This window comes from Psychrobacter pacificensis, from assembly GCF_900101915.1.
Lineage (GTDB): Bacteria > Pseudomonadota > Gammaproteobacteria > Pseudomonadales > Moraxellaceae > Psychrobacter > Psychrobacter pacificensis.
The window spans coordinates 170,548-182,711 of record NZ_FNAL01000002.1; the positions used below are offsets into that span (position 1 = coordinate 170,548).

A 12,164-nucleotide genomic window follows, 5' to 3' on the forward strand; every position below is an offset into this window, starting at 1 on the left:
ATAAGAGACAATATGCGCATAAAATCTAGAGCGCCGTGATATTAAGAAAGTATCATGTACTAAGGCTCTTAAAGATTAAGCCACACAGACATTTCACAAATTTAACTCAAGCAAAAAGGCAGTCTCGAATGACCAAAGATAATCCATATAATTTCCTACCACTACAGCCCACTGGCAGAAATGAAACCGACACGGCGAATACCTACGCGCCTGAAGACATGATTAAAATATATGAGCAGCAGTTTCTCATTCAAGTACCTGAAGAGGAGCTGACAGGGTTTTTGCCTGCCCTAAAAGCATTTTATGATATTGATAATCATACTTTAGATGTCAGCGCCGTTATTTTTGAGGCAATTGCAGACTCCTCTATCATTTATAATCACAAAATCAAAGTGGGCGGCTATCAGTTGCTAGGCGGATTGGTAGAGGAAGCGATTGAATATGATGAGGATACTCAAAATGATGACAGTACTGACAGCGAAGAGATTCAGGCCTATACACTAGAGTGCCAACGTACCTTCTTCATCAATGATGTAGAAATACCTTATCATTTTAATCTGTTCATTTATGGCGATGGCTATTCTACGTTGACCAAAAAAGAAACCGTGCTAGAAAAAATGTATTGGTTTGTCAGAGGCAAGTTTGAAGAAGAGTTGTTGGACGACTCCAAAGATAATGATAGCTTGGAATCAATCAATGAGCAGCTAGCCAGCTTGGGCATTGCGGCCATGGATCTAACGACTGTAGATGAGATCGTAAGTTATATTGAAGCCAGCATCATAGATGACGCAATGGTTGATGAGCTAAATAAGCTATTGGATGATGTCGAGTAGTATTGATGGTAAGCGTCTTTCAAAAGGACGAGCTTCTTCACGATCATAAGTTTTTGAAGTGTAACGGCTTTATTTGTTTCTAAAATGGCACTAAGCGAAATAACTTTAATCCTAACGAGATTATATTATGTTCAAAATAAAAGTAGAACGCATTGTCAAAAAACCGATTGATGAGGTATTTGAAGCACTGAGCGACCATGCCAGTTATGGCTCATTTAAAGCGGTGGGAGTTGCTAAGTTAGTCGCTGAAGGTAATGAGGAGCGCAATGGTGTTGGCGCTTTACGTAGCATTCAAGCGGGACCTGTTAAGTTTTGGGAGCGGATTACAGCGTTTGAGCGTCCTACTCATATGCAATACCAAATCGAAAAAGCTAAACCTGTCAAAATGCGACATGATAAAGGCGTCATTGATTTAAAAGACTTGGGCGATGGCACCACACACGTGACTTGGATATCCGAGGGTCGATTGATTGTACCGTTGCCATTAATCGGTCGCCTACTTGATCGTCAAATGCAGAAACAAGGAACCATAGGATTTAGTAGTATACTCAAATCTATAGAAAGCCGCTAATCTAGCGGCAATATTGTCTTCTTCGATATAATTATATCATGGTGGCTCTTTTATTTGAGCCACTACTGTTGGTTTTAATTCGTTTTGTTCTTGGTAGCTTCAATTTCGTTAAAACGTGCTAACTGTTCTGGTGTTGCTTTTTGCTGGTACTTCGCTTTCCACTCAGCGTAGGGCATGCCATAAACAAGCTCGCGCGCATCCTCGTAGTCGATTTCAATACCACGCTCTTCACCAGCAGCTTTGTACCATTTGGATAAACAGTTACGACAAAAATCGGCAAGGTTCATCAGCTCAATATTCTGTACATCTTTACGCTCGTCTAAATGAGCCAATAAGCGACGAAATGTCGCCGCTTCTAATTCGATGTTTGATTCTAATTTTGCCATAATATTTTTCCTAATTGTCATTGAGCTATCTAAAACTTAGTTAATACTAACCAGAAAACTCATTATAGTAGAGGTTCGCTAATTTAAAAGCTTTTAATCATAATATTAAACCACGCTTCATTTCTATCTGCTCTAAAAATAGCTAGGTTGGGGGCAATTCAATATTCGCAGTTTTAGGGCAGGGCACGGTTTGGGCACCAAATGGGCACCGCACCGAAAACGAGCTTTTTGACTGAGTAGATAAACTTAACTATAAGAAAATAAATGTTCGAAAAAATACTCTACAAACCCCGAAAAACAGACAAAAAAAAGCCTCACTATTAAGTGAGGCTTTTTTAGAATTTGGAGCGGGATAAGAGATTCGAACTCTCGACCCCAACCTTGGCAAGGTTGTGCTCTACCACTGAGCTAATCCCGCTGATTCATCGTTTGATTAACTATCATCAGATGATGAAGGCGTATTATACGCAGTTTTTTTGAGGTGTCAACACCCTTGACGAAAAAAAGTAAAAGTTAGCAAGACAGGTATGTCATCTGCTCATAAATGTATGTTATAACGGTTTCTTATAATATGCATTCCAAAAGCTTTGCATTGAAAAATAAGCTGGGATACATTTTATAGTTTGTTTTTATGATGGTTTTCATCATAGATACCTACCAATCATACATACTTATAATGACAGGTCATAAGGATAAGGAAATGAGTCAACAATATACCATCGCAGATTATTTGTTTGATCGCATCGCAGAGGCGGGTGCAAGTGATATATTCGGTGTACCAGGCGATTTTAACTTAACCTTTTTGGACAATGTCCTTGCTTCTGATAAGCTGCGCTGGGTGGGTAACACCAATGAGCTAAATGCTGGCTATGCGGCCGACGGCTATGCACGCGAGCGTGGGTTTGCCGCCATGGTGACGACTTTTGGCGTAGGCGAGCTATCAGCGATTAACGCGACCGCAGGCTCTTTTGCTGAGTACGCGCCAGTATTGCACATCGTAGGTGCACCAAGCACAGCTTTGCAAGACGCAAAACGCCGTATTCATCATTCGCTTGGCGATGGCGTATTTAATCATTTTATTAAGATGGTTGAGCCCGTGACCGTAGCACGAGCGCAGCTTACTCCTGAAAATGCCGCCTCAGAAATTGATCGAGTGATTCGATTGATTCTCAAAAAGCATCGCCCAGGTTATCTGCTGCTATCACCTGATGTTGCGCGTCAGCCTATTTATCCGCCAACAACCAAGCTGATTGATAGCCAAGAAGACATCACCAGTCAAGCGGCATTGGCAGATTTCAAGCAAGCGCTAACAGAGTTCTTGCCAAACAAAACCACGACGCTCATGGCAGATTTGATGGTGCATCGTTTGGGGTTGCAGTCACAGCTCAAAGCACTGATTGCTGATACAGACATTCCTTATACCACGCTATCGTGGGGCAAGACACTGCTTGATGAAAACAGCGAGCGCTGGGCCGGGACTTATGCAGGCGTTGCCTCGCGTCCCATTGTCAAAGACGCGGTAGAAAACTGCGAATGTCTGATCAAAGTAGGGGTGCAATATACCGACACGACCACCGCGGGATTTAGCCAAGATATTGACGAGAGTATAGTAGTAGACTTGCATTATGAGCGTGCTTCTATTAGTGGTAAGAACTTTGCACCGATTGCCTTGCAAGATGCATTACAGGCCCTGCACGAAGTCATGACCTCTGGTATCAACATCGTACCAAAGCCTTTTTGTGAGCCAGTCAAACCACATGAGCAGAAGGGTAGGGATGATGAGGCGATTCTCCAAGATGACCTATGGCATATTATCGCTGATCGCCTAGACCATAATAATTTGGTGTTCTCTGAGCAAGGAACTGCCTATTTTGGCATCAGTGATGTGCGTTTGCCAGAAGGGGTGACCTCCTATGGGCAGCCAATGTGGGGCTCGATTGGCTACACATTACCAGCAAGCTTAGGTGCTGCTATCGCGTCACCGAATAAACGCAGCGTTGTACTGATTGGTGATGGCTCGGCGCTCTTGACGGTTCAAGAAATGGCGGTCATGATTCAAGAGCGTATCAATCCAGTCATCGTCCTAATCAATAACGACGGCTATACCGTAGAGCGTGCGATTCATGGTGAAAACCAATACTACAACGATATCCCAAAATGCGATTGGCAGATCATGCCAAAAGCGTTTGGCGCAACCGAAGCGAATAGCTTACTACTCAAAGCAGAAACAGCAGGTGAGCTAAAAGCGGCTTTAAACAAAGCTGCCGAGACTACCGATAAGCTAGTAATGATTGAGGTCATCGCAGATAAGCATGATATACCCCCATTGCTAGCAGACATCAGCGCGGCACTAAAGCCAAAAAAGGATTAAATAATTCTTAAAAGCTTTCTTAATAAAAGTACTAGCCCCATTTAGCAGCGTAGCTAAATGGGGTTTTTTGCGTTTTTTTTATCACACGGGTCAATTAATCAGCGATGCCTCTTATGTCAATTTGTAGACTCTAGTATGATGGCTGATTGGGCTATGTTCAGCCCGTCATACTCAATAGGAGAGTGATCCATCATGATCTGGCTAAAAATGCTCATTGGCGCTTTGATGGTATTGGCAATTCAATTATTTGCACAAACGCGATTTTTTTATCTGGCGGCGCTTGCACCTCTTTTCCCCACGTTTACGCTCATCAGTCACTTCATTGTTGGTACTGAGCGCAGTCCTACTGATTTAAGGGTTGCCCTGATATTTAGTATGCTGGGTGTGATACCGCATTTGATTTATACCTTGGTGGTATTTTTTAGCATCAGTTATATGAGCTTATATAAGGCATTATTGTTAGGCGTTGTCGCTTGGACAGTAGCTGCCACTATTTTGGTGCTGACATGGCAGTATATTCAGGGCTAAATAGTCAAGCGTAACTATTTAAATTTAATTGTGTAGGCCTAAATACTGTCAAAAGTTAGAATAAAAAATGGCTAAACAAAGGTCATAAGTTCATAGGTACGCGCTGGTATATTCGATAACTTTTTTCGAAATACTGTCTATAAATTTAGTCGCAGATGTTACTCTTAATGCCGATATAGAATCAGTGTAAATTTCTTGTGTTAATGGCTCTGACAATGTTAATAGCTCTGACAATCGTTGCTGATGACAAACTCTCTGGCGTGATATCTAATAACAGTGCGATAACGGAAATATTTTCGCAATCAAGTACTATTATGCTTCATTCAATATTGATGCAATAACGATAAAAAACAGGGCTTTAAAAAATGGATACCTTAAATATCCTATACCTCGTAGGGGCAGTACTTATTTTCGCCAGTATCATGGCGAGCACGTTATCGGCGCGTTTGGGTGTGCCCTTGCTATTGCTGTTTTTGATCGTCGGTATGTTGGCAGGCGAGCAGGGTATCTTGGGTATTGAGTTTTCTCAATATGGGCTGGCCAATTTTGTGGGACAAGCGGCGCTTGCTTGTATTCTATTAGATGGTGGTCTACGTACGTCTTTTAAGTCGTTTCGGGTCGGTCTAAAACCTGCGATTACCTTGGCGACTTGGGGCGTACTGGTCACGGTTTTGGTGCTCGGGGCATTTGTTACTTGGTTGCTCGATGTTGATTGGCGCTTTGGGCTATTGATGGCTGCGATTGTGGGCTCAACCGATGCGGCCGCTGTATTCTCTCTACTACGTAATGGCGGGGTCAAGCTCAACGACCGCGTCCAAGCCACGCTTGAGTTAGAGTCTGGTGCCAACGATCCCTTGGCCATTTTATTGGTGACGGGGTTAATTGCTCTAAACGTCGACCCTGCTGGTCAGACAGCATTTGGCTTTTTGGTCTTACTGTTTCAACAGCTCAGTTTTGGATTGGGCATGGGCTTGCTCTTTGGTTATCTGCTCTCTCGGTTATTACCCAAGATACATCTGGCAGAGGGCATGTATGCCATTTTGATACTCTCAGCGGGCTTGGCCGTATTTGCTGCGACCAACTTGATTGGCGGTAGTGGGTTTTTGGCGGTGTATCTCACAGGGGTGCTCATCGGTAATCACAAAGTGCGCTCAACCGAGCATGTTATGCGCGTGATGGACAGCTTTGCGTGGCTATCGCAAGCGGTATTGTTTGTGGTGTTGGGATTATTGGTCACGCCATCAAACGTTCTTAATGTCTGGCATTATTCGGTGGCGATAGCGGCGTTCATGATCTTCGTTGCCCGTCCTATCGCGGTCTATACTAGTGTGAAACCATTTAAATTTAAAGATCAAGAGATTGGGTTTATCTCTTGGGTTGGTCTGCGCGGTGCGGTGCCCATTACCCTTGCGATTTTGCCCGTCATGGCAGGGATTGATAATGCCTTTATGCTCTTTGATATTGCCTTTGGGGTTGTGGTGCTGTCACTGATTTTGCAAGGCACGACCATTCCTACTATGGCGAATTTATTTAAGGTACGTATTCCAACCAATAAAGATCCCAAAGAAGAACATGAGGTTTGGGTATCGGATAAGGCGAGTATTACCTTATACGAGTTTGAGGCGCAATCAGGCGCCTTTGCAATCGGTCGTCATCCTATGGGAATCTCAAAAGGCATTAGCCCTGATGAAATCAGCGTATTTGCGCTGGTACGGGGACAACAAATCGTCGTCGTTGATGAAAATACGAAAATAAAATTTGGTGATAGTGTTTGGTACGCCATGCGCGGCAATCACGCGAGCAAAATTGCCAAGATTTTTAATGACACAACGTTAGATCGTAAGGCTATTGATGACTTTTATGGTGATTGGTTGCTATCACCCAGTGTAAAACTCGGAGATTTGCCATTTTTTTCAGAAGCTATGACCGCCAAACCTTTGGTAAAAACGCTGAAAACGACCGAAGCAGACAGTACCAAAGATATGTGGGAGCAGACAGTCGCTGAGTATGTGACCTCACACTTAGGTACCGCACCCGTTTCAGGTGATACAGTTGTGGTGAACGATGAGTGGTCACTGGTCATCAAAGAAGTAGGCGAAAAAGGTAAGCTTAGAAGCATTGGTCTCAAGCATCAACGACCGTCCGTAGCAGTGCAGTGATATTCGTATTCTTTTTATAGCAAGTTCATCATTTTATGTAGAAAGTCAGCGGTTTGTTTTTGCTGATTCTCGCGATACGCCCAATGGTGCTCGACGTCGTAGCTTGCTTCATTAGGCAGGAGTATTTTCATCAGTCCCATGCCCTCATATCGTCTCGCCAGATCACGCGGTAAGTACCCCACATGATGACCTGCAAGGATAAGCTGCGCAGTTGCCTCCATGTGATAAGTAGTAGCGCTTAGGGTTTTTGGGCGGATATGATTGATATGATGCTCGACCACGTAGCCCCTTTTTATCCACGGATAATTCTGCTCTAAATCCTCAAAAGTCAATCCTTCTGAGTTATAAAATAGCTTATGCTCGCGTCCGCAGCAGACCACTTGTTTTTCGACAAATGCTGGCTGAAACGTCAGTAACGGCGGAAAGCTACCAAAATACCCCACACCAATGTCACTCTCGTTACTTAAGAGCTTTTCTAGCATGCTCTCAGGGCTTTGCACATCGATAGAAAAGTGTATCAGTGGGTTTTCTCGGTAGCTACTGGCGAGGCGCTGTCTAAGCGCATCATAAAAAAACTTGGGCATCTGATCAATTAAGCAAAGCCTAATATGTCCACCGTGTACTGAGTCTAGTTGCTTAATATAGTGCAGCTGGTGTTGAAAACTCGCGACCGATTCGGTAAAGCCCAAACATGCCTCATAGACAGCCGCACCATCCTCTGTCAGCTTAAAACCCGCTCGACCGCGATGGCAAAGTGTCATGCCCAAGCGGTCTTCTAAGTGAGTCAAATGTCCGCTAATCACTGAAGTCGTGACATTCAAACGTGACTGAGCGGCAGTCACGCCTTGACACTCCACGATAGCCATAAAGCTACGTAGCGTTTTAATGTCTATTTTTATCAGCTCATCCAATATCACACCCGACCCCTTACTTTCGCAATAACGTGCTACCGCAGCAAATTACTTTATTCATTAAACCTACTTTATCAAGCAGTAGTATTCTTCTTAAACTTCTGGTAATAACCGATAAAATCATTTTACTACGAAAAATCAGAAGTTTACTTCTAAATTTTACCATGGTTCCTTCCCTTATATTTATGTATTGTCAATTGTATGTAGCAAATTGTGTATATAAATCAAATAAAATAGGGAAGTAACTGATGACATTCAATCAACCATTAAGTGGCAACGATATGCCAAGATTTGGCGGTTTCGCTTCTATGATGCGCTTGCCGACTCAGGCTGATGCCGAAGGGTTAGATGTGGCATTCGTTGGTGTGCCTTTAGACATTGGTGCCTCCAATCGTAGCGGTGCCAGATTGGGGCCTAGACAGATTCGCGATGAGTCAAGAATGATTCGACCTTACAATGTGGCGACGCGTGCTGCGCCATTTGAGTCACTGCAAGTGGCTGATATCGGTGATGTGCCTATCAATACGTTCAATCTGCTAAAAAGCGTCGATATTATCGAAAAATTCTATACAGAAAAAATCATCAAACACGGTGCGATCCCCCTCACACTGGGCGGCGATCATACCATCGCACTGCCTATCCTGCGGGCACTTGCCAAAAAACATGGCCCAGTTGGCATGGTTCATATTGATGCTCACGCGGATATCAACGACGACATGTTCGGCGAAAAAATCGCTCATGGCACGCCGTTCCGCCGCGCGGTCGAAGAAAACCTCATCGATGGTAATCGCGTAGTGCAGATTGGTCTGCGGGGTACAGGTTATAGCGCTGAAGAGTTTGACTGGTCAACCCAGCAAGGGTTTCGTGTGGTACCGGCAGAGGAGTGCTGGTATAAGTCGCTGACGCCGCTCATGGCAGAAGTACGCGAAAAGCTAGGCGATGGCCCTGTTTATCTAAGTTTCGATATCGATGGGATTGACCCTGCATTTGCACCCGGTACAGGCACGGCTGAGATCGGTGGTCTGACCTCCACGCAAGGCATCGAAATCATACGCGGGATGCGTGGTCTTGATGTGGTCGGTGGTGACTTAGTCGAAGTATCACCACCATATGATCCATTTGGCAACACCTCTGTACTGGCGGCGAACCTGCTGTTTGAAATGCTATGTATCCTACCTGGCGTACGCTACGACGACAAGGTAAAAGCTGTCTACTAGTAGCAGACACTGATTGGCTAGAGTTGGCGCATAAGACGGTTACCAAATGCGGTACATCAGGGATAGCAGCCTAATGAGATGGTGACCAGTGTGTTGAGTTGCTGGTATGAAAATAATTCGGTTAAGGAAGACCCCAATGAGTAAATCCTCTTCGTTTTTTGGTCAAGACACGCTGTCTCCAAATGAGGTTGGGCACAGTCTAGGCTCGGTTGGTACGTTTGCGCTATGGTTCGGTGCCAATATCGTGGTGACGACTATTTTGACAGGTATGTTGTTGGTACCTGACTTGCAGTTCACCACAGCGATTACTACCGTGCTCATTGGTTCATTGATCGGGGCAATTCCGCTGCTGTTGGTCGGTTTGATGGGTCAGCGTACTGGGCTGCCTTCGATGGCACTGACACGCCGTGCTTATGGCCCAGTTGGTAGTCAGATCATCTCCTTGGTCAATATGGGGGTGCTTATTGCGTGGAGCTGTATTCAGGCGCTGCTGGCTGGTATGAGTCTGGACTATGCGATTGAGGCCACCACAGGTTATAGCAACCTGCCACTGTTTGTTATTTTATGCGAGACAGTGGTAGTGCTCATCGTGCTACGTGGTCACCTTGGGATTGAGCTGGTCGAACGCTGGGCCGCATTGGCAATGGCGGCGCTTACCGTGATAGTCCTCTATCAACTTAACCAGCATTATGATGTCTCAAAACTGTTTGAGATGCCTGTTGAATCACGCAACGGTATTACCTTAGGCATCGCCTTTGATATTGTCATCGCTACCGCGTTTTCATGGATGTCGTCTGCCGCTGATTATAACCGTAACTGCAAGACGTCAAAGATTGCTGTATGGGGCACGTATTTTGGCTACCTCATGGCGGCTATCGTTGCGATGGGTTTGGGTGCTACGATTTCAGGTCTGTCTATTATGTACGGGCTGGAGCAGACGTATGACCCGACGCGTCTGCTTGCTGACTTTGGTTTTGGCCTACCAGCTGCACTGGTTATTTTCTTCTCGGTCATGACAACCAATGTGATGGCAGTCTATAGTGCTACGTTATCTTGTATGAATGTCGCGCCGAATATGAGCTTTTGGAAACCTGCTCTTGTCATCGGTTTGGTCACTATCTTTGGGTCGCTAATTCCGGGTATTTTGGATCAGTTCCAAAACTTCCTGCTGGTCGTGGGCGCGCTATTTATTCCTGCATTTTCAGTCATGATTGTCGATTATTTCCTTGTGGGCAAAGAAGGCTATACCGCAAAACTGCTTGACGCCACGCATCAATTGGGACGTCCGACAGCAAAGATTGCCATTGCAGCCTACTTGATTGGCGCAGCGCTTGCAGCTTATTGGACACTGATTGCACCGCCGTCATTTGGTGCGTCATTACCCGTCTTTATCATCACAGGTGGTCTCTACTGGTTAGGTGCGACGGTGTTTACCCGTCCGAGTGAGGTTGTTACTCCAGCTCAAGAGGAGGGGGTATTATGAAACTGATGATCGCTCAAACCAATCCCTTATGGGCTGAACCAGTCGCCAACCTAGAGGCTCTAGAGTCGCTTTGTCGCCTCGCTGTAGAAGCAAAAGTCAATCTGATTGCACTACCAGAGCTTGCATTCACAGGCTACAACATCTTTGAGCGGCTTGATGATTTAGCGGAAGCGATCGATGGGCCAATTGTGACTCAAGTAGCGAAACTGGCTGCTCAGTACAAGTTACATGTGTTATTTGGTCTCGCTGAGCGCCGTCCTAGTGGCAAGCTGAGTAATGTTGCTATCTTGATAGATGACAACGGACAGCATCTTGCGACTTATGACAAGCACTACTTGTGGGATCGCGAACACGAGTTTTTTACAGCAGGCAAAAAGTCCTGCGTCGTCGATACGCGATTTGGCAAGCTGGGATTGATGATTTGTTATGACAATGAGTTTCCAGAAGTGGCAAGAGAGCTTGCGCAGGCAGGCGCGCAAATCATCCTATCACCGACAGCAAACATGCTGCCAAATGCAGAACGTCAGGTCCTCCAAATACGCGCTCGCGCCATGGACAATCAATGCTTTGTCGCTTGTATCAATCGCTCGGGTGAGGAAGATAATCTTCAGTATTGTGGCAATAGCATTGTCGCTGGTCCCGACGGCGAAGTGCTCGGCAGACTCGGCTTAGCGGCTGGCACGATGATCGTCGATATTGATCTTGCCCGTATTGATGAGAGCCGCACGCATCAAAACTATCTTAATGATTTAAAACTTAGTGACTTAAATACCAGAGACTTAAATCTCAGCTGCTCGGATATCTCTAATGGAGCTGACTTATGAGCGCACAATCTCTAGCGCGTATCAAGCCAGAGAGCTGGTATCGCACCACCGCGCATAGCGATGGTATCACGCTCATCGATGAGCCATGGATTAAGCCGTTTTTTCGCTGCAATCTGTGGCACGTGCGCGGCAGACATCGTGATTTGTTAGTAGATTTCGGATTAGGGGCAGTACCGCTGCGTCGTCACGTTGCTCTACTTGCTGATCGCGATATCGTGGGCGTTGCCAGTCATACGCATTTTGATCATATCGGCGCTGCGAGCGAGTTTAACTGCTGTCACGTGCATTCTGCTGAAGCGCATATCCTCGCTGAACCAGACAATGCCCGTACGTTGGCGGATATGTTTGTCAATGACGAGATGTTTGACGCGCTACCGCCCGAGCCTTATGCCCATTGCGGCTACAAAATCGCGGCGCCCGCCAAAATTATGTCATTAGAAGATGGTGACATGATTGACTTGGGCAATCGTCAATTTGAAGTGATTCATACGCCAGGCCACTCTCCAGGAGGCATTGCTTTATGGGAAGCGGCCAGCGAAACGCTTATTTCTGGCGATCTTATCTATGACGGTCCATTGATAGAAGATACATGGCATAGCGACATGACTGACTATGCCAAAAGCATGCGCCGTCTCAATGCGTTGCCTGTACGTGTCGTTCATGGCGGTCATTTCCCCAGTTTTTCAGGCAAACGTCTGCATGTGATGATCGATGACTGGTTACGCCATCATGATTTGTGATTGATAGCATTTAGTTAGAATCTAAAACAAATGGCTATTCAACATAAATAGCTACTCAAAATAAATAACAACGCTATACATAACAACGATAAGCAATAAGCGATTTTCCATACCTACTGACTCTTTTAGGATAATTATCCC

General features: G+C 45.3%; 11 protein-coding genes and 1 tRNA gene. 9 read left to right on the forward strand and 3 right to left on the reverse strand.

Annotated features, from left to right (window positions below):
- Positions 1-128: 128 nt before the first annotated feature.
- Positions 129-833 carry a hypothetical protein gene (locus BLR43_RS02150; protein ID WP_093068316.1) on the forward strand — a complete coding sequence of 235 codons (705 nt, stop codon included), beginning with the start codon at positions 129-131 and terminating at the stop codon, positions 831-833.
- Between the two features lie 127 nt (positions 834-960).
- Complete coding sequence (locus tag BLR43_RS02155) at positions 961-1,404, forward strand: SRPBCC family protein (RefSeq protein ID WP_071001808.1); 444 nt, start codon at positions 961-963, stop codon at positions 1,402-1,404.
- Between the two features lie 74 nt (positions 1,405-1,478).
- On the opposite strand, the gene BLR43_RS02160 is transcribed toward BLR43_RS02155, so the two are convergent.
- Positions 1,479-1,790, reverse strand: a complete 312-nt coding sequence (locus tag BLR43_RS02160; RefSeq protein WP_071001807.1) for a DUF1244 domain-containing protein — start codon at positions 1,788-1,790, stop codon at positions 1,479-1,481.
- Positions 1,791-2,133: 343 nt separating this feature from the next.
- Positions 2,134-2,208, reverse strand: a tRNA-Gly gene (locus BLR43_RS02165).
- A 282-nt stretch (positions 2,209-2,490) separates the two neighbouring features.
- Here BLR43_RS02165 and BLR43_RS02170 point away from each other — a divergent pair.
- From BLR43_RS02170 to BLR43_RS02180, 3 genes are all read left to right on the forward strand, one after another.
- Positions 2,491-4,161 (forward strand): alpha-keto acid decarboxylase family protein, encoded by a 1,671-nt coding sequence (locus tag BLR43_RS02170; RefSeq protein ID WP_093068320.1) that lies wholly within the window; start codon positions 2,491-2,493, stop codon positions 4,159-4,161.
- Positions 4,162-4,353: 192 nt separating this feature from the next.
- The gene (locus BLR43_RS02175) at positions 4,354-4,689 is read left to right on the forward strand and encodes a GlpM family protein (protein ID WP_093068323.1); all 336 of its coding nucleotides are present in this window, start codon (positions 4,354-4,356) and stop codon (positions 4,687-4,689) included.
- 365 nt (positions 4,690-5,054) lie between these two features.
- The gene (locus tag BLR43_RS02180) at positions 5,055-6,848 is read left to right on the forward strand and encodes a potassium/proton antiporter (protein WP_093068327.1); all 1,794 of its coding nucleotides are present in this window, start codon (positions 5,055-5,057) and stop codon (positions 6,846-6,848) included.
- A 14-nt stretch (positions 6,849-6,862) separates the two neighbouring features.
- Here BLR43_RS02180 and BLR43_RS02185 read toward each other — a convergent pair whose 3' ends face one another.
- Positions 6,863-7,765 carry a LysR family transcriptional regulator gene (locus tag BLR43_RS02185; RefSeq protein ID WP_227674260.1) on the reverse strand — a complete coding sequence of 301 codons (903 nt, stop codon included), beginning with the start codon at positions 7,763-7,765 and terminating at the stop codon, positions 6,863-6,865.
- A gap of 242 nt (positions 7,766-8,007) precedes the next feature.
- Between BLR43_RS02185 and speB the strand changes: the two genes are divergently transcribed.
- From speB to BLR43_RS02205, 4 genes are all read left to right on the forward strand, one after another.
- A complete protein-coding gene (speB, locus tag BLR43_RS02190) occupies positions 8,008-8,976 on the forward strand; it encodes an agmatinase (protein WP_093068331.1) in 969 nt (322 codons plus the stop codon).
- A gap of 136 nt (positions 8,977-9,112) precedes the next feature.
- Positions 9,113-10,459 (forward strand): purine-cytosine permease family protein, encoded by a 1,347-nt coding sequence (locus BLR43_RS02195; protein WP_093068335.1) that lies wholly within the window; start codon positions 9,113-9,115, stop codon positions 10,457-10,459.
- Entirely contained in the window at positions 10,456-11,283 is an 828-nt protein-coding gene (locus BLR43_RS02200) for a carbon-nitrogen hydrolase family protein (protein ID WP_093068340.1), read from the forward strand. Before BLR43_RS02195 ends, BLR43_RS02200 begins: the two co-directional genes overlap by 4 nt.
- Positions 11,280-12,023: an MBL fold metallo-hydrolase gene (locus tag BLR43_RS02205; RefSeq protein WP_093068344.1), complete on the forward strand. Its 744-nt coding sequence runs from the start codon at positions 11,280-11,282 to the stop codon at positions 12,021-12,023. Before BLR43_RS02200 ends, BLR43_RS02205 begins: the two co-directional genes overlap by 4 nt.
- Positions 12,024-12,164: the final 141 nt, after the last annotated feature.

Bases quoted from the DNA above. Each gene is read 5' to 3' on its own strand.
- BLR43_RS02200 (WP_093068340.1), top strand. From the start codon at position 10,456: ATGAAACTGATGATCGCTCAAACCAATCCCTTATGGGCTGAACCAGTC.
- speB (WP_093068331.1), top strand. From the start codon at position 8,008: ATGACATTCAATCAACCATTAAGTGGCAACGATATGCCAAGATTTGGC.
- BLR43_RS02195 (WP_093068335.1), top strand. From the start codon at position 9,113: ATGAGTAAATCCTCTTCGTTTTTTGGTCAAGACACGCTGTCTCCAAAT.
- BLR43_RS02205 (WP_093068344.1), top strand. From the start codon at position 11,280: ATGAGCGCACAATCTCTAGCGCGTATCAAGCCAGAGAGCTGGTATCGC.
- BLR43_RS02180 (WP_093068327.1), top strand. From the start codon at position 5,055: ATGGATACCTTAAATATCCTATACCTCGTAGGGGCAGTACTTATTTTC.
- BLR43_RS02155 (WP_071001808.1), top strand. From the start codon at position 961: ATGTTCAAAATAAAAGTAGAACGCATTGTCAAAAAACCGATTGATGAG.
- BLR43_RS02160 (WP_071001807.1), bottom strand. From the start codon at position 1,790: ATGGCAAAATTAGAATCAAACATCGAATTAGAAGCGGCGACATTTCGT.
- BLR43_RS02175 (WP_093068323.1), top strand. From the start codon at position 4,354: ATGATCTGGCTAAAAATGCTCATTGGCGCTTTGATGGTATTGGCAATT.
- BLR43_RS02170 (WP_093068320.1), top strand. From the start codon at position 2,491: ATGAGTCAACAATATACCATCGCAGATTATTTGTTTGATCGCATCGCA.
- BLR43_RS02150 (WP_093068316.1), top strand. From the start codon at position 129: ATGACCAAAGATAATCCATATAATTTCCTACCACTACAGCCCACTGGC.